22 protein-coding genes, 1 tRNA gene and 1 pseudogene are annotated in these 22,823 nt (G+C 42.5%); 15 read left to right on the top strand and 9 right to left on the bottom strand.

Annotated features, from left to right (window positions below):
* Positions 1 to 42 precede the first annotated feature (42 nt).
* Positions 43 to 1,053 carry a porphobilinogen synthase gene (gene hemB / locus A3774_RS13940; RefSeq protein ID WP_067868802.1) on the bottom strand — a complete coding sequence of 337 codons (1,011 nt, stop codon included), beginning with the start codon at positions 1,051 to 1,053 and terminating at the stop codon, positions 43 to 45.
* Positions 1,054 to 1,252: 199 nt separating this feature from the next.
* Between hemB and elbB the strand changes: the two genes are divergently transcribed.
* A complete protein-coding gene (gene elbB / locus A3774_RS13935) occupies positions 1,253 to 1,906 on the top strand; it encodes an isoprenoid biosynthesis glyoxalase ElbB (RefSeq protein WP_067868799.1) in 654 nt (217 codons plus the stop codon).
* A 54-nt stretch (positions 1,907 to 1,960) separates the two neighbouring features.
* Here elbB and A3774_RS13930 read toward each other — a convergent pair whose 3' ends face one another.
* The 4 genes from A3774_RS13930 to hisB form a co-directional block, all read right to left on the bottom strand.
* Positions 1,961 to 2,443 (bottom strand): hypothetical protein, encoded by a 483-nt coding sequence (locus A3774_RS13930; protein ID WP_067868789.1) that lies wholly within the window; start codon positions 2,441 to 2,443, stop codon positions 1,961 to 1,963.
* A gap of 243 nt (positions 2,444 to 2,686) precedes the next feature.
* Positions 2,687 to 3,460, bottom strand: a complete 774-nt coding sequence (gene hisF / locus A3774_RS13925) for an imidazole glycerol phosphate synthase subunit HisF (protein WP_067868787.1) — start codon at positions 3,458 to 3,460, stop codon at positions 2,687 to 2,689.
* Positions 3,460 to 4,104: an imidazole glycerol phosphate synthase subunit HisH gene (gene hisH, locus A3774_RS13920; RefSeq protein WP_067868785.1), complete on the bottom strand. Its 645-nt coding sequence runs from the start codon at positions 4,102 to 4,104 to the stop codon at positions 3,460 to 3,462. Before hisH ends, hisF begins: the two co-directional genes overlap by 1 nt.
* A gap of 3 nt (positions 4,105 to 4,107) precedes the next feature.
* Positions 4,108 to 4,701, bottom strand: a complete 594-nt coding sequence (gene hisB / locus A3774_RS13915; RefSeq protein ID WP_067868783.1) for an imidazoleglycerol-phosphate dehydratase HisB — start codon at positions 4,699 to 4,701, stop codon at positions 4,108 to 4,110.
* 146 nt (positions 4,702 to 4,847) lie between these two features.
* On the opposite strand from hisB, the gene A3774_RS13910 reads away from it, so the two are divergent.
* From A3774_RS13910 to nhaA, 7 genes and pseudogenes are all read left to right on the top strand, one after another.
* On the top strand, positions 4,848 to 5,753 hold the full coding sequence (locus A3774_RS13910; protein ID WP_067868780.1) for a GGDEF domain-containing protein: 906 nt from the start codon (positions 4,848 to 4,850) through the stop codon (positions 5,751 to 5,753).
* 91 nt (positions 5,754 to 5,844) lie between these two features.
* Entirely contained in the window at positions 5,845 to 8,016 is a 2,172-nt protein-coding gene (locus A3774_RS13905) for an AsmA family protein (protein ID WP_067868777.1), read from the top strand.
* 5 nt (positions 8,017 to 8,021) lie between these two features.
* Positions 8,022 to 9,101: an A/G-specific adenine glycosylase gene (gene mutY, locus A3774_RS13900; protein ID WP_067868774.1), complete on the top strand. Its 1,080-nt coding sequence runs from the start codon at positions 8,022 to 8,024 to the stop codon at positions 9,099 to 9,101.
* A complete protein-coding gene (locus tag A3774_RS13895) occupies positions 9,098 to 9,370 on the top strand; it encodes an oxidative damage protection protein (protein ID WP_067868771.1) in 273 nt (90 codons plus the stop codon). The genes mutY and A3774_RS13895 overlap by 4 nt, the downstream gene beginning before the upstream one ends.
* Before the next feature lie 63 nt (positions 9,371 to 9,433).
* Positions 9,434 to 9,509 (top strand) — tRNA-Phe (locus A3774_RS13890).
* A 320-nt stretch (positions 9,510 to 9,829) separates the two neighbouring features.
* A pseudogene (locus A3774_RS13885) lies at positions 9,830 to 10,165 on the top strand (glutathione binding-like protein); the annotation flags it as partial.
* A gap of 598 nt (positions 10,166 to 10,763) precedes the next feature.
* A complete protein-coding gene (gene nhaA, locus A3774_RS13880) occupies positions 10,764 to 12,161 on the top strand; it encodes a Na+/H+ antiporter NhaA (protein ID WP_067868864.1) in 1,398 nt (465 codons plus the stop codon).
* A gap of 235 nt (positions 12,162 to 12,396) precedes the next feature.
* Here the strand turns inward: nhaA and A3774_RS13875 are convergent, their stop codons facing one another.
* Complete coding sequence (locus A3774_RS13875) at positions 12,397 to 12,876, bottom strand: MarR family winged helix-turn-helix transcriptional regulator (protein WP_067868767.1); 480 nt, start codon at positions 12,874 to 12,876, stop codon at positions 12,397 to 12,399.
* 207 nt (positions 12,877 to 13,083) lie between these two features.
* On the opposite strand from A3774_RS13875, the gene ectA reads away from it, so the two are divergent.
* From ectA to A3774_RS13845, 6 genes are all read left to right on the top strand, one after another.
* The gene (ectA, locus tag A3774_RS13870; protein WP_231867993.1) at positions 13,084 to 13,596 is read left to right on the top strand and encodes a diaminobutyrate acetyltransferase; all 513 of its coding nucleotides are present in this window, start codon (positions 13,084 to 13,086) and stop codon (positions 13,594 to 13,596) included.
* A 49-nt stretch (positions 13,597 to 13,645) separates the two neighbouring features.
* Positions 13,646 to 14,956: a diaminobutyrate--2-oxoglutarate transaminase gene (ectB, locus tag A3774_RS13865; RefSeq protein ID WP_067868765.1), complete on the top strand. Its 1,311-nt coding sequence runs from the start codon at positions 13,646 to 13,648 to the stop codon at positions 14,954 to 14,956.
* Positions 14,957 to 14,971: 15 nt separating this feature from the next.
* Positions 14,972 to 15,364 carry an ectoine synthase gene (locus A3774_RS13860; protein ID WP_067868762.1) on the top strand — a complete coding sequence of 131 codons (393 nt, stop codon included), beginning with the start codon at positions 14,972 to 14,974 and terminating at the stop codon, positions 15,362 to 15,364.
* A 362-nt stretch (positions 15,365 to 15,726) separates the two neighbouring features.
* The gene (locus A3774_RS13855; RefSeq protein ID WP_067868760.1) at positions 15,727 to 17,160 is read left to right on the top strand and encodes an aspartate kinase; all 1,434 of its coding nucleotides are present in this window, start codon (positions 15,727 to 15,729) and stop codon (positions 17,158 to 17,160) included.
* A gap of 183 nt (positions 17,161 to 17,343) precedes the next feature.
* Positions 17,344 to 18,246: a hypothetical protein gene (locus A3774_RS13850; RefSeq protein WP_067868758.1), complete on the top strand. Its 903-nt coding sequence runs from the start codon at positions 17,344 to 17,346 to the stop codon at positions 18,244 to 18,246.
* Between the two features lie 11 nt (positions 18,247 to 18,257).
* On the top strand, positions 18,258 to 18,698 hold the full coding sequence (locus A3774_RS13845; RefSeq protein ID WP_067868755.1) for a hypothetical protein: 441 nt from the start codon (positions 18,258 to 18,260) through the stop codon (positions 18,696 to 18,698).
* Here the strand turns inward: A3774_RS13845 and A3774_RS13840 are convergent, their stop codons facing one another.
* The 3 genes from A3774_RS13840 to cadR all read right to left on the bottom strand — a co-directional run bounded on the left by A3774_RS13840 (position 18,699) and on the right by cadR (position 22,084).
* On the bottom strand, positions 18,699 to 19,847 hold the full coding sequence (locus A3774_RS13840) for a DUF3095 family protein (RefSeq protein WP_067868752.1): 1,149 nt from the start codon (positions 19,845 to 19,847) through the stop codon (positions 18,699 to 18,701). It abuts the gene before it with no gap.
* An 8-nt stretch (positions 19,848 to 19,855) separates the two neighbouring features.
* Positions 19,856 to 21,313, bottom strand: a complete 1,458-nt coding sequence (locus A3774_RS13835) for a GGDEF domain-containing protein (protein ID WP_067868751.1) — start codon at positions 21,311 to 21,313, stop codon at positions 19,856 to 19,858.
* 363 nt (positions 21,314 to 21,676) lie between these two features.
* Entirely contained in the window at positions 21,677 to 22,084 is a 408-nt protein-coding gene (gene cadR / locus A3774_RS13830; protein ID WP_007148576.1) for a Cd(II)/Pb(II)-responsive transcriptional regulator, read from the bottom strand.
* Between the two features lie 95 nt (positions 22,085 to 22,179).
* Between cadR and A3774_RS13825 the strand changes: the two genes are divergently transcribed.
* A partial coding sequence (locus tag A3774_RS13825) for a cation diffusion facilitator family transporter (protein ID WP_067868750.1) occupies positions 22,180 to 22,823 on the top strand: 644 nt, incomplete at its 3' end.

The following is a 22,823-nucleotide window of genomic DNA, read 5'->3' as shown; positions in this document are numbered from 1 at the left end:
CCTATTTCCTAGATCAGTGCGCCCCAAGATATATTGGGACAACTATTCATTTAATAACTGCGCGACACGCTTAGCAAAATATGTCAACACACCATCAGCCCCAGCCCGCTTAAATGCGACCAGCGACTCCAACATCACACTACGCTCATCCAACCAACCATTTTGAAAGGCCGCCATATGCATAGCGTATTCACCACTGACCTGATAAGCATAGGTAGGGGCTTTTAATTCATCTTTTACGCGACGGACAATATCTAAATATGGCATCCCTGGTTTAACCATGACCATATCTGCGCCTTCAGCTAAATCCAATGCAACTTCATGCAAAGCTTCGTCACTGTTCGCGGGGTCCATTTGATAACTAAACTTATTACCTTTACCAATATTTCCAGCAGAACCAACTGCATCGCGGAAAGGGCCATAGTAAGTACTCGCATACTTAGCAGAATAGGCCATAATAAGGGTATTAACAAAACCCTCACTTTCTAGCTCATCACGAATCGCACCTATACGACCATCCATCATATCGCTAGGAGCAATAACATCAGCCCCCGCTTCTGCATGGGAAGCTGCTTGTTTAATGAGTGTATCAACGGTACGGTCATTTAAAACATAACCGGTTTCATCGATAATGCCGTCCTGTCCATGGGTGGTAAATGGATCTAATGCCACATCCGTCATAATGCCCATTTCAGGGCAAGCATCCTTAATCGCTTTAACCGCTCGCTGCGCAAGCCCATCGGGATTGTAAGCTTCTTCGGCGAACTCAGTTTTTACATCTAAAGGCGTTACCGGAAATAACGCCATCGCAGGCACACCGAGCGACTCAAGCGCTTTAGCTTCTTTTACCAACAAATCAATACTCATGCGTTCCACGCCCGGCATTGAAGCCACTTGCTCTGTTTCGTTCTCCCCCTCAATCACAAAAACGGGATAGATAAGGTCATCTGGAGTCAAAACATTTTCACGCATAAGGCGACGCGAAAAATTACTCGCACGCATACGACGCATACGGGTTTCTGGAAAAAAACGTTGGCTGTTATTAAAGGACACGACAACTCCCTTCTAATATGTATAGGTGAATTGGACATAAAAAAGATGACAAGCATATGACATCAGGACTTAAAACTGAGTTTAAACCTATTTTTCGGTCATTCTTTATCATAATAGTAATAAAATAGATCTTATCTTAATCTCTACCCAAAAGGGTATGACCGAACTCATATGATGCAAAGTTAAAGGACTTAAAGTTATGAAAAAAATCGCTGTGATTTTATCAGGCTGTGGTGTTTACGATGGTTCTGAAATTTATGAATCAGTACTCACTCTATTAGAAGTTGCAAAAAATGGGGCTGAATATCAATGTATGGCTCCTAATATTGATCAGTTACATACTATCAACCACATGACAGGTGAAGTGACCGAAGGTGACACGCGCAACGTTTTAATAGAGGCCGCGCGTTTAGCTCGCGGAGACATTATCGACTTAGCGATGGCCAAAGCTGCAGATTATGATGCTTTAATCATCCCAGGTGGATTTGGTGCAGCTAAAAACTTATCAGATTTCGCCATCAACGGTTCTAATTGCCAAGTGAATAGCGACGTTGCCGCATTCACTCAGGCAATGCATAAAGCAGGCAAGCCGGTAGGTTTAATCTGTATAACGCCAGCGATTAGCCCACTGCTATTCGGAAATACCGTTAAATTCACCCTAGGGAATGATATAGACACAATTAATGCTGCAGAAACGATGGGAGGCACTCATATCAACTGCGCAGTTGACGATATTGTGGTCGATGAAGCCCTAAACGTCGTAACAACCCCCGCTTATATGCTTGCAGGCTCAATTACAGAAGCAGCGACAGGTATCGAAAAGCTGGTGAAGAAAGTTCTTCTACTTGCCTAACGACGTAAGGACATAAAAACCCTTCCCTCTGTCTCGGGAAGGGAAAGAACGCTATTATTTAGGTGTTTTTTGGCAGGGAAATTCTGATTTAAGGCCGGTAAAAATAGAATTTTTAAGTGCTATCGCATCATCATCTCTATCAGAAAGATAAGGTGCTAATTGCTCAATCACATCCGCCCTAGCTTTTGAACTCGGCACACAAAAATGAAGGTAGCTATCATCCGAACCTCGATCACCCAATCGCGTACGTAATGCCCGCTCCATAAAGCCACTTTTTTCCGCCTGTTTTAGTTCGTCAGCGTTGTTCTTATCTGTAATTAACGCACCATCTAAAAACCCGCTGATATAGGTCGCACAAGCAAGCGCTTCTGCTGAAGCTGAATTTTTATGTAACAGATGACAAGAATTTAACAGTTCGCCTTCATGCATCTGAAGTAAAGCAGCAGAAGCTGAAAAGGAGGTAAGACCAATAGCGATCGCTAAACAAAGCTGAGCCTTAGCGCGACTATAAAGACGTTTATTGTTTTTAGTGTTCATGCCGGACCTCTATGAAAATAACATGTCATAGTACTTTAGCCTCTATCAACAAGTATCATCAATAAAACAATCGTATATTATTAATAATAAGAATTGATTTAGTTCAACAGTTACATAAATCATAACGAATAAGCCCCAGATCCTGAGTAAAGCTGAATCAGGAAATGGCCAATCACCCTTACCGCAGACAATAAAAAAGCCCCTTTCGGAGCTTTACTTATCAAGTAGCCTAGGAAAACATTCTTAAAGGCGAACCTCTATACCATTTTTACGCATATGCTCTTTTGCTTGAGGAATAGAGTACTCATTAAAATGAAAAATTGAAGCCGCTAAAACGGCATCCGCTTTTCCTTCAATACAGCCTTCAACAAGATGATCTAAATTACCAACACCACCAGAAGCAATAATCGGCACATTTACCGCTTCACTGATTGCACGCGTGACCTCAAGATCATAGCCATTTTTCACCCCATCCTGATCCATAGAGGTTAGCAATATCTCGCCAGCACCTAAATCAACCATTTTTTGCGCCCATTCGACCGCATCAATGCCTGTAGGTTTTCGCCCACCATGGGTAAAAATCTCCCAACGGTTCTCTTCACCCTCGTTAGAAACTTTCTTGGCATCAATTGCGACCACAATACACTGAGAACCAAAGCGGTCGGCGGCTTCTTTTACAAATTCAGGATTAAATACTGCAGCAGAGTTAATCGAGACTTTATCTGCACCCGCATTAAGCATAGTGCGTATATCATCGCAGGTACGAATACCGCCGCCAACAGTCAGCGGGATAAACACTTGAGAAGCCATACGTTCCACCGTATGAACCATAGTGTCACGACCTTCGTGAGTTGCAGTGATATCAAGAAAAGTGATCTCATCAGCCCCCTGTTCATCATAGCGTTTAGCTACTTCCACAGGATCCCCTGCATCACGAATATCGACAAACTGAACACCCTTAACGACGCGACCGTTTTCTACGTCTAAGCAGGGAATAATGCGTTTTGCTAATGCCATTAGATTTTACCGTCCCAGTTAAGGAAGTTCTTCAACAATTGCAGCCCCGCTTTTGAGCTTTTTTCTGGGTGGAACTGCACGGCAAAAGCATTACCCCTCGCCAACGCCACATCAAACTGCTTACCATAATGACAAACACCCGCCACAAGATCGCGGCGCTTTGCTTCCACATAATAGCTGTGGACAAAATAGAAGCGGCTGCCATCAGCTATATCAGCCCACAACGGATGGTCACCTAACTGAGAAACCTCATTCCAGCCCATATGTGGTACTTTTAGGCGCTGGCCATTTTCTTCTAAGTTATCACCAAAGTATTTCACATTTCCGTCGAACTGCGACAAGCATTCAACACCACCATTCTCTTCAGAATGCTTCATCAGCGCCTGCATACCGACACAAATACCTAAAAACGGTTTACCCGATTCAATAGCCTCTGTGACTTCTTTATCAACCCCAAGACGCAACATCTCAGCAACGCAATCACGAATAGCACCCACACCGGGTAAAATAACTCGATCAGCACTAGCCACCAGCGCTGGATCCGCCGTTACTCGAACCTCAACACCCGGCTCAACAGACTCCAACGCTTTGGCAACTGAGTGTAAGTTGCCCATTCCATAGTCGATTACAGCTACGCTCGACATAGTTTATAAGCACCCTTTTGTAGAAGGCATGACATTAGCCGCACGCGCATCTATCTCTAATGCATAACGTAGCGCACGACCGAAAGCTTTGAAAATCGTTTCTGCTTGATGATGAGCATTAAAACCTTTCAAGTTATCCACATGCAGCGTAACACCCGCATGATTTACAAAGCCTTGGAAGAACTCCCAGAACAGCTGAGTATCAAAACGCCCTATATTTCCACGGGTAAAATCAACCTTCATCTCTAAACCTGGACGGCCGGAAAAGTCGATAACGACACGCGACAAGGCCTCATCCAGCGGGCAATAAGCATGGCCATAACGCATAATGCCTTTACGATCACCTACCGCTTCTTTAAACGCTTGACCTAAAGTAATCCCTATATCTTCTACTGTGTGGTGATCATCAATGTGGTTATCACCTTTTGCCTGGATGTCCAGATCAATGAGGCCATGACGGGAGATCTGCTCCATCATATGCTCTAAAAAAGGCACACCGGTGTCTGCCTTAAATTGGCCAGTACCATCAATATTTACGGACACAGTGATCTGCGTCTCTAAAGTGTTTCGGCTTACCTTGGCTGTGCGTTCCGCCATGGTTATCTCCCGCTAGTATTATCAGAGCAGCAATTATACAACCATAGTCATCACCATGCACCGTTACATCAGCATTCGTTTCAAGCAAAAGTTGCATAGATGAACTATCTTGAAAGGAGAGCAAATAAGCTAGGCACATAATTCAGATGGATGATACAAAGCTACATCAACTTTTGCGGGACAATAATAAAGCGCTACTCTTAGTGATAGACGCTTTACCTTTTCCTATCTATTACAAAGATATTCATGGCAGATACCTTGGTTGCAATAAAGCCTATACCGAATATGCTGGGGTCGAAAGGGAAGTTATTATTGGCAAAACCGCTTATCAACTGTTTGCCCCAGAGGTTGCAGATGTTTTTACCATCTTAGATAAACAGTTGATCAATGAACCGGGTGTTCAGATTAATGAAACACCTATTCATCGTTCCGATAAAGATAGCAGCTATGTCAAACTGCACAAGGCAACCTTTTGTGATGAGACGGGAGCTGTTGCCGGCTTAATTGGTGCAATTATTGATATTACTGAACAGAAGAACCTAGAAAACAAGTTCCAACGCTTAGCTTCCTATGACGATCTAACCGGTATCTATAATCGCAGAGAAGGGACCAAACAGTTAATAAACCTTTGCACAGATGCGATACGAAAAAAGCGACCACTATCCCTTATCATATTAGACCTAGACAACTTCAAGAGTATTAATGACACTTATGGTCACGGTTCAGGTGATGTGGTTTTAAAAATGGCTGCTCAAACGCTTGAACACAATTCACGAACCAGCGATATCATCTGCCGTTATGGCGGTGAAGAGTTTTTAATCATACTTCCAGAAACTACAACAGCTGGAGCTATTAATATCGCCGAGCGCTATAGATTGCTACTTGAACAATTAAACGTCCAAATCACCAGCAGTGATAGCTTAACCATTACAGCAAGTATGGGTATCGGCGAGTTGGATTTAAACTTCCCAGATCAAGAGCTAATGCTAAAACAAGCCGACAAAGCTCTCTATAAAGCTAAGGAAAATGGCAAAAACCAAGTCTGCTATTAAAATTTATTCATCCCCTCTTAAGCGTAAAAGATTGAAACTTCACTAATACTGTTTATCCTCACAGATCAAACCCCTAGCCAAGGAGAGAATAATGAAAGGTTTGCTGAAACTTGTTGCCGGATTAGGCGTACTGGTGGTTGTATTGATTGTCGCCGGTGGTGCTATTCTCGGCGCGTTTTTCGACCCAAATGAATATAAGCCTGAAATTGAAAAAGCAGCGTTAAAAGAAGGCGGCATTGAGCTTAAGATCAATGGCGATATAGGCTGGTCAGTTTTTCCTTGGCTTGGGCTAGAAGTTAATAAAATTGATGTTAAGTTTCCAGGTAAAAACGATCTGGCTAGCTTAAACAAGGCACAGTTAGCGGTTCGTATTCCCGCACTGATCTCAGGTAAGGTTGAGATGAAGAGCATCGTTGTCGATGGACTTCAGCTAAACCTTGTTAAAGAGAAAGATGGTTCAACAAACTGGCTCGCAGAGGTTAGCAGTACAGTCTCTAGTGAAGATGAGACAAGTACAAAAACTGAAGCCAGCACGGAAAAGTCATCATCTCCAGCGATTGCTCTTAATATAGAGAGTATCCAAATAAGCAACGGTAATATTAACTATTTAGATAAAAGCACAGAGACTCAAGCACTGCTAAGTGATTTTAATATGAGTTCTGGCCAAGTCGTTACTAATGCCTTTTTCCCTGCAGAGTTACGTTTCAATGCAACGCAACTAGTCAAAGGTGAAGAACAGGTAAAAGCTGCGGCTAATCTATCTGCTGAGTTTTTCTTAGATCTTGATAACCAGCTTTACAAAATTAAAGGCCTAGATAGTAAGTTTACTTTATCGGGCAAACCTTTAGCGGGCAAAAGCTTAGAGATCACAAGCACAGCAAACATAGAAGCTAATTTAGCAACACAACAGCTAACCCTAGCTGACCTAACCCTTTCCTTAGCAAATCTAAAGGCTACAGGTAATTTAGCGGTAAGTAGCTTCGCGGCACCGATTATCACAGGTAAACTATCTGTAGCATCCTTTGATCTCAATAAATTATTGACCGCTATAGGACAAGCCGAGATTGAAACTACAGATTCTGATGCTCTCTCAGCAATTAGCTTCAATACAGAGCTGGCAGGTCCCGCCAACACTGTAACAGCTAAAACATTGAACCTGACCTTGGATGACACTAAGTTCAGTGGTTCAGCAGCTTTTAACTTAGCGAACAGCAACATCAGCCTGAATATTCAAGGAGACAAACTAGATGCTGATCGCTACATGCCACCAGCAACAGATAAAAAAGCATCAGACGCCTCTACAGCGGAAAAAAGTGCTTCAACAACGGCTAATACCGGCTATTCAAAAGATGAAATATTACCCATCGATACTCTCCGCTCATTAGCTCTCGACCTTAGCGTTGGCTTAAAATCATTGCATGTCGCAAACCTCGATGTAAGTAATATTTTAGTAAAAGTAAGTGCTCATAATGGGTTAATAAAAGCGAGCAAAATTGATGCGGATCTGTACAAAGGTAGCGTTAGAAATAATGTGACTCTTGATGTGCGCAACAACACTCCGGTCATTACTTCACAGAAATCTATCTCAGGTATCCAGATCGGTGAGATGCTCAAAGCACTAGCGGATGTAGATCAGCTTACCGGTTCATTAAATTCTAAATCCAATTTAACCTTACGCGGTAACTCTGTATTTGATTTTGTTAACAGCGTTACAGGTACAGCAGACGTCAACATGAAAGATGGCGAACTGCACGGTATCGATATGGCCCAAACGGTTTGTCAGGGCCTTAACAATATAAGCTCTCTCGGCGTAAACACTCAGGAAGTGGATAAATCCACTCCGTTTGCCAATATGGGTGCATCCGCCAATATTAAAAATGGTGTCATTAATAACCAAGACTTAAAAGCCGCTCTGGATGCGATGAGCTTAAGCGGCAAAGGCACAGTAAACCTACCTAAACAGCTTCTTGATTACCGTTTAGGCTTTATGGTCGAAAAGAATCTATTTAAGGAAACCTGCTCCTTCCCTGACAAACTTGAAGGCGTAGAGATTCCAGTCGATTGTAAAGGTAGCTTTGATAGCGATCCGATAAAACTGTGTAAACCTGATTTCAGCTTTATTAGCGATGCGCTAAAAAATCAGGTAAAGGAAAAAGTTGAGGCTCAAAAAGCAGAAGTGAAAGAAAAAGTTGATGCCAAAAAGGAAGAAGCCAAAGAGAAACTTAAAGATAAGCTTGATAGCAAACTTAAAGGGCTCTTCTAAATATAATGCTCTCTGAGAACTTCTCAAGCGCCGTGCTGGACTGGTTTGACCAGCACGGCCGCCATGACCTTCCATGGCAGCAAAACAAAGACGCTTACCACACTTGGATCTCGGAGATAATGCTTCAACAGACCCAAGTCACTACAGTTATTCCATACTACCAGCGCTTTATTAAACGCTTTCCTACTGTAGGCTCTTTAGCTAAAGCTGAGCAAGATGAAGTACTCCACTTATGGACAGGCTTAGGCTATTACGCCCGTGCCCGCAATCTTCATAAAACGGCCCAAATAGTCGCCAATGAACTCAACGGACAGTTCCCCGAAACCGTTCTTGAACTAGAAGCACTACCTGGAATAGGCCGCTCTACTGCTGGTGCTATATTATCGATCAGTACGGGCAAGTGGGCCCCCATTCTTGATGGCAATGTTAAAAGAGTACTCGCGCGTTTCTATGCAATAGAAGGCTGGCCAGGTACAACCGCAAACCAGAAAACCTTGTGGCAATATGCAGAACAAAATACGCCTCAAGAACGAGTAGCAGACTACACCCAAGCGATGATGGACTTAGGTGCCACCCTTTGTACTCGAAGCAAACCTAGCTGCTTACTCTGCCCACTACAACAAGGGTGCAAAGCATGGGAGCTAGGTAAAACCGATCAATTGCCTACACCTAAGCCGAAAAAGACCCTGCCAATTAAACAAACTTATATGTTGATCCTGCAACAACATAAAGAAGATGAAGTACTACTTTATCAGCGCCCACCTAGTGGTTTATGGGGCGGCTTATGGAGTTTTCCACAAGTGGCTGATCTTAGAGATACTTTCAATGAAACAGGCTTAGAGCTAGACCAGGCGTCGATTCAAACCTTAGCTCCAATCCGCCATACTTTTAGTCACTTCCATTTAGATATCACACCGGTACAAGCACAAATAAATACCCCTACAGACTGTGTCATGGAAGGAAAACCTATGCTCTGGTATAACATACAGCAACCAGACAATGTTGGCTTAGCTGCACCAGTTAAAAAACTACTGGAATCACTCGCCAACTCACCCAGAATTGAACGCTTTCGGAGTCACAAATGAGCCGTACTGTTTTATGTCGAAAATACAAAGAGGAACTTGAGGGGCTAGACCGTCCTCCTTATCCTGGTTCGAAAGGCCAAGATATTTATGACAACGTATCCAAAAAAGCATGGAAAGAGTGGACCGACCACCAAACCATGATTATTAACGAAAAACATTTGAGCTTAATGGACCCGTCAACCCGTGAATATCTACAATCCGAGATGGAAAAATTCATGACGGGCGGTGACTACGAGAAGGCCGAAGGCTATGTGCCTCCTTCGAAATAGTTTTTTTCTAACAAGTGGTTGACAGTTTTACGTGAAGACGGTTTAATACGCGCCACTTGAGTAGCCCAGATAGCTCAGTCGGTAGAGCAGAGGATTGAAAATCCTCGTGTCGGCGGTTCGATTCCGTCTCTGGGCACCACTTCTTAAATTCCCTTACAACTCATTTCTAGCTCACTCACCTTTTCTGCATCTCTAAAAAATCTGCATCTCTAAAAAACGTGCTATCCAGCTCACTTAATACATACCCTTCTTTAACTACCAAATATGACTAGATCCTACTAAAGCACCTATAAATACGTTTTAAATCTTATGCATAAATCGAGTATGTAGTCTATTCGCCAATACAGAAGATCACTTCACGCACAACATATTTCTCTATATGGGCTGTATTACTTGATCTTAAATTAAATTGATTTTGAACAACCATTTAAAAGAGGTTAGGCTACCAAAAAAACAACCGCTCAAAAAAATGCAGCGAAATTAACGCCACTACAGGTGCTTGATAAGCAACTAAAAAATGCTGAGTTTATCGTGGACAATAGCTACACCATTGTTGATATGGCTGCGCGGGGCTGGATCGATAAATTTATCCCTATACTCGGTGACGATGCCTTAAAGCAATACCCCAACCTTAATCGCTGGTTTTATGCCATTAATAGTCGACCCTCCGTGACACAGGCAAGAGAAATCCACACGAATTCAGAGTTTAAATCAGTATTAGATGATGAAGCACGGAAAGCACGGAAAGCACGGAAAGCACGGAAAGCACTTTATCCACAAAATTACGATGCATAAAACTCCAACCTAAAAGACATAGAAAGGGGTTTGTCCGCAAGCGCCTTTCAACCTGCTCACACCACAAAAAACTTTAAATACACATAGTTATTTTAAAATCCAATTCCCCAAACAGTTACCTAACCTCTGATTTACCTTTGGTTAAACTATCTTTTCACCTTTAAATCGGCCACCGCCGTATAAAAAAGCAATCCGATTGGTAATATGCAAAAAACAAATCGAAATTAATGACAAATGCAGATAAAAAATATTTGCCATCAAGTATTTTCATCACAAGCTGTGGAGTATAGATTTACCCTTAAGAGAGCAATAAGTAACTCTCTATTTTTGAAGAAGAATTATCAAAAGTAGTCTAAACTGATCTGCATAATTTATTAAGCACTTCAGACTTTAATCTGTACAGCTTAGTTTAGCTTTTTCATTTGTATTTATTTATCCAAGAACACAGTATCTTAAACAAGAGTTCGCTATGTAGATCTGTAGTTATAAATAGAAATTACAGTATTATGAGTGTTATACGACTTGAATATTAACCCTATCAACGAACAATAACGTTGAAGGGCTTAATATCAAAATGGTTATTAAGCGGGAGAGTAAGATGAAGCAGAAACGTCGACTTTTGGGAAAGGAATATATTGCACCTTGGGAACGTGCTTTTGATAAGGTTTTATCCCCATTAGAAGAGTTCATCCATCGACAAACAACCAGTGGTGTCTTATTGATGCTCTGTGCGGTAATTGCTTTGATTATTGCCAATAGCCAGTTTGGAGATATGTACCACCATTTATTCACAACCCATTTAATCATTGGCCTAGAAAATTTCCAACTTTCTAAGTCATTGCATCATTGGATTAATGATGGCTTGATGGCCATCTTTTTTCTTATTGTAGGCTTAGAATTAAAACGGGAACTACTGGTTGGCGAATTAGCCAATGTAAAACAGGCTCTACTCCCTATTATTGCGGCAGTAGGAGGCATGTTAGTACCTGCATTAATCTACGTTATTATTAATCCAACAGGGCACGTTAGTGATGGTTGGGGCATTCCAATGGCAACTGATATTGCTTTCGCATTAGGAGCATTAGCCTTACTTGGAAACCGCGTTCCCCAAAGTCTACTTATGTTCTTGGTTGCCTTGGCAATCGTAGATGACTTAGGTGCCGTTATCGTCATCGCTCTTTTCTATACCGACACCTTGAATATGATGGCGCTAGCACTCGTAGGATTCTTTATATTCACACTTATCGCTTTAAACTTAGCGGGAGTACGCAGGCTATCGCCCTACCTATTGATAGGTGTACTCCTTTGGATTGCCATGCTAAAGAGCGGAATTCATGCAACACTTGCCGGTGTTATTCTCGCGTTTATCATCCCAATGAAACCCAAATACGACCCCAAGCGCTTTTTATCGCTTATAAATGGTGGCGTGCAAAAAATTAAAGATGCTTACAAGCAAGATGAGAACATCATTGTCAACGATGCGCTTCGCTCAAGAGTTCGCGCGTTAGGAGATGGTGTCAACTTAGTGCAAGCACCTGCTCAAATTCTAGAAAACAAACTGCACCTATTAACCGCTTATATAGTGATCCCTATCTTCGCGTTAGCTAATGCTGGAGTTCCGATTGATTGGTCAAATATTGGCGGAATCATTGTCCATCCCGTTGCAATGGGTATTGGTGCTGGCTTAGTTGCAGGTAAATTAATCGGTATAGCCGGTTTCACATGGGTTGCAGTCAAGCTCGGCGTCTGCAACCTTCCTAAAGGCCTCAATATGCATCACATTATTGGTGTCGCATTTATGGGGGGGATCGGCTTCACAATGTCGATATTTATTGCAGAATTAGGTTTTGCCGACTACCCGGAAGATTTATTAATGGCCAAAACAGGCATTTTATTCGCCTCTCTTTCTGCGGGTGTAACGGGGTTTATTTGGTTGTACCTGACAACGAAGAAAACAGCCCCGACAGAAGAGCACACTCCAACTTCAGCCGCCTAACAACAGTTTAGCTACCTGATAAGTTAGCCCCGAAGGTCACAACCTAATCTTCGGGGCTTATTTTTTTGCGTCGCACAAACGATCTGTTTTAGCAGTATAAAAGCTATAGCTAAAGAACAAAGCGGTGCTAAAAAAAGCGACAGGAATCGGGATCGCAGAAGAAGTAAAAAAGATTGTAAAGCAAGATGGATTGAGTCTAATAGACTCAACCCTAAGTAACAGAGTGCAGACTTAGTTAGTTCATTCCTCTATCAAGCTGACCTATACCAAGCACAGGTGCAGCATCAAGATGTTGCGCATCAAGCATAAAAGCAACTCGCTCTAAAGCAGCCACAACCATTGATTGTTCCCACTGTTGCATATCATCAAAACGGCGGGAAAAAATATCTTGTTGAGTGGTTGGCGCACCCTTCATTAAATCCAACCCTTGCTCGGTTAGATTAATCCAAACTTTGCGTTTATCCTCCACCCCCCTCTCACGGGAGACAAGGCACCTTTTCTCTAAACGATCCAAGATACTTGTAACCGTTGCTTGGGTAAGGGAGATCTCCTTGGCTAATTCACCTGTAGTGATAGGCGACATCTGACGCAGGGTTTGCATTACCATCAATTGCGGAAGAGTCAACCCCGTACTACGGCTAATCTCTTTTTCCTGCATATCGGTTACTCTAATAATTTGGCGCAACAAAACTAACGCCTCTTGACTCTTTTCCATCTATCAAAAGCACTCATCAAATTTTGCAAAAATAGTACAGTCAAAAGTATATACGAGACAATTTACTTCGTAAAACTAAATATATAAATCATAGAAACTCGCCAAAAAACACATAAAATCAGTAATATTCTGGGATATTAGTGAATAATTCTTGAAAAAACGCTTTAAAATGTTTAGTATTACTAAACATTAGCAAGGCTAATCGATATGAATACTATGGATAAAATCACATACAGAAAACCCCAAATAGCTGATGGACAGGATGTACATCAACTTATAAAGCGCTGCCCTCCTCTAGATCAAAATTCCCTTTATTGTAATTTGATCCAGTGCAGGGACTTTTCAAATACTTCTATTATTGCTGAAACATCTAGCAATAAGATTGTCGGATTTATTTCTGGATACATTCCCCAAAATCGCCCAGAAACCTTATTCATCTGGCAGGTCGCATTAGATAAAGAGTTCAGAGGCAAAGGCATTGCACAAAAAATGCTCGCCCAATTATTTAGTCGCAATCCTGGCATTCGTTACCTTGAGACCACAATCTCACCAAGTAACTCTGCTTCTAAACAGCTATTTGAACGCTTCTTTAACGACCATCTAATGGACGTTGACAGTAAGACCTTATTCAAAAGCGGTGTGCACTTAGATAAAGATCATGAAGATGAAGTACTTTATCTAGCAGGCCCCGCTAAATCATTTGATCCTCTTACCGCTTAGAAAATAGCGTTAAAGAGTGTTACAAAAAGTTAATTAAGAGATTTACATAATGAAAATTTTCGATGAGATCGAATCAGAAGTTCAGTCCTATGCCCGTTCATTTCCGCGTGTTTTTAACCGCGCTAAAGGCGAGTACCTTTATTCAGAAGACGGCACAGAGTATCTCGACTTCTTAGCAGGTGCAGGTACGTTAAATTATGGGCACAACAACGACCTATTTAAAGAAAAACTCCTCGAATACATTCAAAGCGATGGCATTACGCATGGCTTGGATCTACATACTACAGCCAAAGGACAATTCCTAGAGGCATTCAACGAAAAAATCCTTAAACCTAGGGATCTCGACTATGTTGTTCAGTTTACTGGGCCAACAGGCACCAATGCGGTTGAAGCTGCATTAAAATTAGCACGCAACATTACTGGTAGAGAAAACATTATTGCCTTCACTAATGGATTTCACGGTGTAAGCTTAGGCGCACTGGCTGCAACAGGTAACTCCCACCACCGTGGTGCTGCAGGCGTAAGTTTAAATGGCGTTAGCCGTGTTCCTTATGACGGCTACCTTGGTGAAAACATTGACACAACAGCTTATCTAGAAAAACTACTCATGGACTCAAGTAGTGGTATTGATACGCCCGCCGCTGTCATCGTAGAAACAGTTCAAGGTGAAGGTGGCATTAATGCCGCAAGCTTCGAATGGCTACGTAATTTAGAAGCCGTATGTAAAAAGCACAAAATCCTTCTGATCGTAGATGACATCCAAGCAGGCTGTGGACGAACAGGCAGCTACTTCAGCTTTGAAGAAGCTGGTATAAAACCTGATATCATCACGCTATCAAAATCACTTGGTGGATACGGTTTACCCTTTGCTGTGGTACTGATTAGCCCAGAGCTCGATCAATGGAAACCCGGTGAACATAACGGTACATTCCGTGGTAATAACTTTGCCTTCGTCACTGCTAAAGCGGCCATCGATCATTATTGGTCGGACAACACATTCGCTGACAGCGTTAAACGTAAAGGCAACTATATTTCACAACGTCTAAACAGCATTGTTGCAGAATATGGTGAAGGGAACTTCAGTACCCGTGGTCGCGGTATGTTCCAAGGAATCAACTGCGTAAATGGTGAACTGGCTAGTAAAATTACACGTATCGCATTCCAGCAGGGTGTAATGATTGAAACCAGCGGTGCCGATGACCAGGTCATTAAGTTTCTTTGCCCATTAACTATCAGTGACGAAAATCTCAAACGAGGCATAGATATCGTTGAGAATGCAGTTAAAGCAGTTTGTGCCATTGAATCAAAAATGCCAGAAGATAATTGTTACTTTGACGACGTTTATCACGAAATCGGCTAATTAAGGATACCAAGAATGATTGTTAGAACACTGAAAGAAGCTGAACAGAGCGCACGACGCGTAGTATCCCCAGACAAACATTGGGAAAGCACTCGACTACTGCTTAAAGAAGATAATATGGGTTTTTCCTTCCATATCACCACTATCTACGCGGGTACAGAGACCCATATTTGGTATCAAAACCATTTGGAATCTGTTTACTGTATTAGTGGAGAAGGTGAAGTAGAGACGCTAGAAGACGCAGCGATTCATTCTATTAAACCTGGCACTATTTATATTCTAGACAAAAATGATGAACACATGCTGCGGGCACATACAGAATTGAAACTCGCTTGCGTATTTAACCCGCCTTTAACAGGGCTGGAAGTTCATGATGAGAATGGCGTTTATCCAATAGACGAAAGCTAATCTTAAGCAGAGTAAAATAGAATCACCACGCCCACAACTAAGCATGACATGACTCATCTAAATGAATTACATTGTAAATTTGTAATTCATTTAGATAAGTAACATACCTGATAGGGCTCTTCATTAGGTGGTTTTCAAACCCTCTTGAATAGAGGCAGTCTTTGCTAAAGAAAGTATTTACTGTTCTTTTCTGTCTAAAAAACACAGGCGACCGCCACCCCCAAAGATTCAGTAAACGGGTAAATCGCAACTATTAACCGCACGATGTTAGATCCGATTTTCAGTGAAAAACCATAGGCGAAGGTTTTCCTAAACAGATCATCTAACAAAAGAAAGAAGGATCAACACCTTAGGGAAACACAATGACACATACAGTAGAAAAGATTGGCGGCACCTCAATGAGCCGTTTTACAGAAGTATTAAATAATATTTTGTTACGCAAAAAAAATGGCAGCCTATTTAACCGCATATTTGTTGTCTCCGCTTATAGCGGCGTTACAGACCTGTTACTCGAACATAAAAAGACAGGTGATGCCGGGGTATATAGCTGCTTTGCTGAAGCCGAAGAAGAAGATGCATGGATCGATCAGCTTGCTAAAGTAAAAACAAAGCTGTTAGAAATCAATGAGCTTATGTTTACCGGAGATGATCTCAGCGCTGCTAACACCTTTATTTCTGCGCGCATAGCCGATACTGAACGCTGTATGAAAAATCTACATAACTTGTGTTCCTATGGTCATTTTCAACTGGAAGAACACTTATCCACGATACGTGAGATGCTTGCCTCTATTGGCGAAGCGCACAGTGCTTACAATACAGTCAAACTACTCCAACAGAATGAGCTCCCTGCGCGGTTTGTCGATCTAACTGGCTGGAAGCAAGAGCAGTCCCTACCTGTCGATGAAATGATAAAACATCACCTGCTGCCATTAGACCCAAGTAAAGAGCTATTAATTGTAACCGGCTATACTCATTGCGAAGAACAGCTGATGCGAACCTTTGATCGCGGTTATAGTGAGATGACCTTCGCAAAAATTGCGGCTTTAACAAATGCCCGCGAAGCGGTTATTCATAAAGAGTTTCACTTAAGCAGCGCAGACCCTAAATTAGTAGGCGAAGAGAATGTCGTCACTATAGGTATGACTAATTTTGACGTTGCTGATCAACTCTCCAATTTAGGTATGGAAGCAATCCACCCTAGAGCCGCACGAGAGATTCGTAAGTCGGGCATTCCCATTCGTATTAAAAATACTTTCGAGCCTGAACACTTAGGTACTGTTATTGATAACAATTACTGTAACCCTCGGCCTTGCGTAGAGATTATTACAGGACGTAACGACGCAGTCGGCATCGAAATTTTTGACCAAGAGATGCTGGGCAGCCCAGACTACGATATTTATATCTCAAAACTGATGAAAGAGTTAAAAATATCCATCGTCAATAAAGATGCCGATGCCAACAGCATTACGTTTTATGCGGTTAGTACACGGAAAAAAATTAACCGTGTCATGAGATTAATTGAACAGCAGTATCCCTCTGCAGAAGTAAGCATGCATAAGATCGCTATAATCTCTGCAGTTGGCTCAGATATAAAAGTAAAAGGTATTCTGGCAAAAACTATCTCGGCGTTATCAAACGCTGATATCAACATTCTCGCCCTCCATCAATCCGTTAGGCAAGTAGAGATGCAGTGTATAGTGGAACAAAGCGACTATGAGAAGGGGATAAAAGCACTTCATGTCGCGCTAATTGAAGAGGAAAACCACGGCGATGTTATCCGCAAAATAGCTGTTTAACCGCTAAAAAGAGCCGTAAAGTGATCAGCAGCGTAGACGCTGGGGTATCTCTATGTCAGTGTGGCTAAGAGCGACGCTCGAACAGGTACCCCAGCCTAACTACCAATGCAAAAGCATCACCTTTTCTGCATATAGGGTGGAACATCGGCATATGACTAAAAACCAACTCAAGGCTTAAACACTGTGTTCAGAAGAATATCTATCCTACTCATCTCATTCATTATTTTAAGCCTTAATGCCGTCTGGGCAGAAACTTCATCTACTGAGACAGTTAAAAACACTGTATCTGAAGACAAAATCAATACACTAGAACAACCTTTATATAACCCATTTATAGAGCGCTACATTATTGATGAGCTCAAACAGCTTAGGATTGAACAGCAAAATCTTAGGGTTGAATACACCAAAGAGATCACAGACAGGCAGCTTCATGTAGCGGAAATTGCAGCCACTTATGCCACAGATACTGTCACTTACTTCTTCTATCTTATTGCTGCGACAAGCTCTGCTTTGCTACTCGTCGGCTGGAACTCTTTGCGTGATATACGCAACAACATTCAAGGCCATGCTGAAACCAAAATTAGCCAGCTCATTATCGACTATGAATCTCGGCTAGATGAACTTGAAAGAGGCTTGATCTCTAAATCCGCCGTCATCAAGGAAAATCAGCAAGAAATTGAAACAACCAACGAAGTGCAAGCCTACTGGTTAAAAGCAGGACAAGAAGCATCCTGGGAGCAGAAAATAAAGCTCTATGACCAAATTCTTGAATTAAGACCCGACAGCGCAGAAGCACTAACGTACAAAGCTGACGCAGCACTTGAACTAGACAATCCACAGTGGGCGATCGCTCTATGTAACAAAGCATTGGAGCTAGAGGCCGATAATGGCCACGCTTTCTTCCAATTAGCTTGCGCATTTTCTGATCTACAAGCAGATCATATAGCGTATGAATATTTACTTCGGGCAATTGACGTATCAGAAGAGTATCTCCGCCAAGCAAAAGAAGAAGAGCGTTTCGAAAAGAACCCAGAAATTATGCAACTGGTAATGGAGCTAGATGCGCACAAACCACTTATTGAATAGAGGGGAGCTGTATGAAGTTTATTACCACCGACAGCAAAGTAAAATGTATTCGCGAAATAGCAGGGCAAGAGAAGCTGATCGTCGATTTTGATATTAATGTAAACCAAGTAGCCCCTCATGTAGCAGCGCTCTTATCCACATATGAGATTAATGAGCTCGAAGCCTGGCTTACTGCGAGAGACACTCTTCAAGAGCATTTAGAAGAGATGCCTAATGAAAAAAATATTATCGATATTTTGCCTGAGCTAATGCATGAAGCGACACAAGCACTAAAGGAGCTAGGTTATATTGATAAACAGGTTAAAAAAGAGCTCAAACTGCGCTCTAGGGAACTTTCCACCTTATTAAAAAGCATAAATACCGTAGATGAAAGCCGCCCGAAAAAAGCAAATACAGTCGGAAAAATTGAAATCCTCAAAGAGAAGCTTGATGCCGTTAAAAAGCAACTTTGATCACTGCTGAGCCGCCAAACGTTGATTTTTCAGGCCAACCGCGGCCATCGCATAACCTCCATCCGAACCATCAATAAAGTGCAAATGCTCGCCGTCGGCAATACTCTCAACATGACAAGTCATTTGAGCGGCATCAGATGCACTGACCCCAAAAAAGATCTGCTGCTGCTCATATTCTGATTCCAAATAAGCAACCAGCGCTCTATGCTCCCGTTCCGAGCAATTAATCACCATTCTTAAGGTGTCATCGTATTTATGAAAATCGCAATGAGTAGAGATCTTTTCCATATAGTTTTTTAGTTGAGGAAAATATTTATACAGCCCCAAACGGAATAACGGGATCGAAATAAACACTTCACCCATTGCTGCGAAAAAGGCTTTGCTCGGTTTGATCTCGGAAATACTTAGTTGGCGTTTAAAGTTCTTAAAAAACGACTCATAACTCGCCTGCTGCATATTGATTGGATTCAGGCAGGATAAAGAGGCCCCTAGCAGGCTCTCAAACTTTGCAATTGCCCTTTTAACGGCTTGTTCATCATCGAGCTGCATAGGCTGAACTAAAATCGACAAAGTCACCCCTGTCGACGATGGGATTGGCTTCCAGCGACAAGACAAGCCAGCAAATATTTTTTCTTTAGAAAAACAGCATTTTGGAGCCACTCGATACTCAGAGGAGGACTTCACTAAAGACTCAGCTAAACTAACCCCGCCGCCCTTAAACATAGCTTGCGGAGGACTCTCACCTGATAAATATTTAGCAACCTTTACATCTCGACCCATTGCACGAACAGCACTAACAGGCACAAGCCCTGCATGCAGGTCAAAGTCAAAACTCTCTTTAGCGTAAAAGCTCAAAGATTGAAGTACTTCCTGCGCAACTCCATACATACTTTTTTTAATTAAAATCGTTGCCCCGTCACCACCAAACATAAATGGCAGATCACGGCTAATAAGGTTCAAATGGGAGGTAATAGCCGCCGCGCCAACAAAATTAACATCCCTATAGCGCCCTGCCTTAATAGCTTCAGTCGAAGCTCGCACATCAATAACAGAGATAAACCAATCATCAGGTATAGATTGATAGTGACGATTGTCAACAATCTGAACCGTATTAGAAAAACCTTCTAGCTCGTGGTAAAAATTATCCATAAATACTCTTATTGCAACCCATTATCGACACTCAAAAACGTTAGAGAATAATAGGTTTGGTTTTTACCCAAGCTCTTAGCCTGATACATAGCCGCATCAGCAACCTTCAAGGCAGATTCTAAATCTATCTTTTTCTCAATTAAACAAGCACCTATAGACACAGTTACCGGACCATGTAAATCAGTCCAAGAATTAATATCTAAACCGCGAATTGTTGAGTTGATTTTATTACAAACCTCTTCAACCCCTTGTTTCGAAGTATCGGTAATGAGAACACAAAACTCCTCCCCACCAAACCGACAAACTAAATCGAATTCTCGTAAAACGGCAGACAGGGTATTTGAAACAGCAATCAGTACTTGATCCCCTACATCATGGCCAGCAGTATCATTAATGATTTTGAAATCATCTATATCAATCATCAATACAGCTACAGCACTACCCGAACGATGCGCTCTTCTCAACTCCTTCATGCCCAAATAAAAAAACTGACGGCGATTATACAAACCGGTCAAAGGATCTGTAATAGCGGCTAAAATTAACTTTTCAGTCACTTCCCGTCGAGCGGCGTCAATTTTTTCTTGAACATAAGCTGAGATGCCAATCATTAACACAAGAAACCATGTCACAAATATAACAAACATCGCTATATAAGAAGAATTCAGCTCATTAGATAATGAGACAAAAAACAAACCAACAGAGAACGGTAGTAACATCCCACTGATTGATTGATAGCGAGCGATACTCCCACCTAAATAAGGACTTAAAATCGCTTTTAAACCGCCATAGTTTGAGGTTCTCGCTAACACAGCCCACCCCAATAGAAAGCCAATTATCGCCGTATATAAAGACATATGGCTATAGAATGTTTCCAGCCCATAAGCATATCCAATAAAGGAAATACATGGGATAGAGATTGCCAAGTAAGCTATTAGCTGCTGAACATTCTGTCTCCCATATATATCAGCCAGCACCGCGCTGCTGATCATCAAGAGCATAATTGCAGTATTAACGCTTAAGTAATTAACAAAAACAGAGCCATTAGAATCAAACACCTCTTGCTTAAAAATAATATTAGGCGGCATAAGGTCTGTATTAAAGGCATAGTCAATAATGACCATAAGGACGATAATTCCACAGACTATTACAACTACTTTTTTAGTGGAATTAATAATGGGTCGATGATTCGGCAAGAAAATGGAGATACCAAGAGATAAAGATAATAACGCGGTGACGGGGTGCGTAGCGGGCTCCTGCATTATAGGTCGATATAAAAACTCAACATCCATCCAATATCCATATAAAACAACTACAGAGAGAATAGCCGCAAGGGCCGAAAGCTGGAAGGAGATCAGATAAAAGACGCTAGGTAAGCTCCAAACTTTAGACGTTAAGTCTTCTTGTTCAATACTGTCTGTTAACTTTTCAAGCTCATAAGCTATATTAGGTACATTCTTTTTCGCCACCGATTTAATCCATTAAGTGAGTGAAGATGGATTGCTGTCTTATAATTTTTTGAGCACTTACACAATAAAACCTAGTTCAACTTAAGGTATTCCTCAAGCATCCAACCTGAAATATTGCTCCGCACAATGTAATCCCTACCAACAAAACATTCTTGAATCTGAAGAGAAATCAAAAATAGTCCATAAATTCAACCAGCTTTGAGCGAGAGAGCTCTTCCCTCACCAGTAACCGTAGCCAAAAAATATAATTATTAATATGCCTCTCCTACAGAAAAGGGGTAAGCGGATTAAATGGTTGATCTTACCTTTGCATGAGAGTGAGACAGACCGGCATCTCATCGGATTATCTGGTTGATGCTTCACCTACTGCTGGTGCATGTTTCCTTCGCTAATTCCAGCAAGAACCCCACACGCCTCAACTTCCCGGTCATCGTTGCAACTCGCTCTCAGTGAAACGAGTTGTTTCTCAAGCGCTTGCAGAGCGGTTATCTGCGACCGCACATGAGAGATGTGATCATCGAGCAAGGTGTTGACGGCGGTACAAGGCTGATGAGGGTCGTCCTGATAGCTCTGTAGTTCGTGAATCTCAGCCAGTGACAGGCCCAGGATTCTGCAGCGACGGATGAAGGCCAGCCCCTCACCATGCTTCTCGGTATAGACACGGTAACCGTTGTCCTGCCGATCAGGCGGCGGCAACAAGCCCTGCTGTTCATAGAAGCGGATCGTCTGTGTTTCGACCCCTACCAACTGCGCCAACTGACCAATGCGCATCAGCCTCCTCCCCAACGGATTCTTTACTCTATTGACCTTATAGTAGCTTTATAGTTTAAAATGGTACCACAACATTGTTCAAGTGGAGTCGTATCATGAGCAAATCCTGTGGTGGCGCCTGTGGCGGTGATGCAACGTCCGCAGCGGATACCGATATACAGGCCTCCTCCGAGGCGCCAGGGAGATGGGTCAGTGTTTATGCCGTGCCGAAGATGGACTGTCCATCAGAAGAACGAATGATTCGCCTAGCCCTGAACGGCTTTGAGGAGATTCGGGCGCTGTCCTTCGACTTGTCGAACCGCCGGCTGAAGGTCGTGCATGACGGCGAGGTCGAGCCCGTCACCTCGAAACTGAAGACCTTGGGGCTAGGCGCCTCGCTTCAGGAAACCGTCGCTGCAAATCCGGAGACCATCAAGGCCGCCGAGTTTTCGGCAGCTTCTGCTAAGCAAGAATCCGGGACCCTGCGCTGGTTGCTCGGCATCAATGCACTTCTGTTCGTGGTGGAAATGACTGCCGGTCTGATCGCCCGGTCCACCGGCCTGATTGGAGAATCCCTGGACAATTTTGCCGATGCGGCGGTGTACGGGCTTGCCCTTTATGCGGTTGGACATAGCGTGAAAATGCAGGTACGTGCCGCGCATCTTGCTGGTGTACTGCAACTGATCTTGGCTGTGGGCGTGCTCGTAGAGGTGGTGAGACGCTTTGTATTCGGTAGTGAGCCTGAATCGCTGGTGATGAT

The organism is Neptuniibacter marinus, from assembly GCF_001597725.1.
GTDB classification, from domain to species: domain Bacteria; phylum Pseudomonadota; class Gammaproteobacteria; order Pseudomonadales; family Balneatricaceae; genus Neptuniibacter; species Neptuniibacter marinus.
Note: the sequence above shows the minus strand (reverse complement) of the source record. Positions and strands in the feature narration are given on the sequence as shown.

Bases quoted from the DNA above. Each gene is read 5' to 3' on its own strand.
- A3774_RS13895 (WP_067868771.1), top strand. From the start codon at position 9,098: ATGAGCCGTACTGTTTTATGTCGAAAATACAAAGAGGAACTTGAGGGG.
- A3774_RS13905 (WP_067868777.1), top strand. From the start codon at position 5,845: ATGAAAGGTTTGCTGAAACTTGTTGCCGGATTAGGCGTACTGGTGGTT.
- ectA (WP_231867993.1), top strand. From the start codon at position 13,084: ATGAATACTATGGATAAAATCACATACAGAAAACCCCAAATAGCTGAT.
- A3774_RS13930 (WP_067868789.1), bottom strand. From the start codon at position 2,443: ATGAACACTAAAAACAATAAACGTCTTTATAGTCGCGCTAAGGCTCAG.
- A3774_RS13845 (WP_067868755.1), top strand. From the start codon at position 18,258: ATGAAGTTTATTACCACCGACAGCAAAGTAAAATGTATTCGCGAAATA.
- nhaA (WP_067868864.1), top strand. From the start codon at position 10,764: ATGAAGCAGAAACGTCGACTTTTGGGAAAGGAATATATTGCACCTTGG.
- A3774_RS13860 (WP_067868762.1), top strand. From the start codon at position 14,972: ATGATTGTTAGAACACTGAAAGAAGCTGAACAGAGCGCACGACGCGTA.
- hisH (WP_067868785.1), bottom strand. From the start codon at position 4,104: ATGTCGAGCGTAGCTGTAATCGACTATGGAATGGGCAACTTACACTCA.
- hisB (WP_067868783.1), bottom strand. From the start codon at position 4,701: ATGGCGGAACGCACAGCCAAGGTAAGCCGAAACACTTTAGAGACGCAG.
- hisF (WP_067868787.1), bottom strand. From the start codon at position 3,460: ATGGCATTAGCAAAACGCATTATTCCCTGCTTAGACGTAGAAAACGGT.
- mutY (WP_067868774.1), top strand. From the start codon at position 8,022: ATGCTCTCTGAGAACTTCTCAAGCGCCGTGCTGGACTGGTTTGACCAG.
- A3774_RS13875 (WP_067868767.1), bottom strand. From the start codon at position 12,876: ATGGAAAAGAGTCAAGAGGCGTTAGTTTTGTTGCGCCAAATTATTAGA.
- ectB (WP_067868765.1), top strand. From the start codon at position 13,646: ATGAAAATTTTCGATGAGATCGAATCAGAAGTTCAGTCCTATGCCCGT.
- A3774_RS13840 (WP_067868752.1), bottom strand. From the start codon at position 19,847: ATGGATAATTTTTACCACGAGCTAGAAGGTTTTTCTAATACGGTTCAG.
- cadR (WP_007148576.1), bottom strand. From the start codon at position 22,084: ATGCGCATTGGTCAGTTGGCGCAGTTGGTAGGGGTCGAAACACAGACG.
- elbB (WP_067868799.1), top strand. From the start codon at position 1,253: ATGAAAAAAATCGCTGTGATTTTATCAGGCTGTGGTGTTTACGATGGT.
- A3774_RS13855 (WP_067868760.1), top strand. From the start codon at position 15,727: ATGACACATACAGTAGAAAAGATTGGCGGCACCTCAATGAGCCGTTTT.
- A3774_RS13910 (WP_067868780.1), top strand. From the start codon at position 4,848: ATGGATGATACAAAGCTACATCAACTTTTGCGGGACAATAATAAAGCG.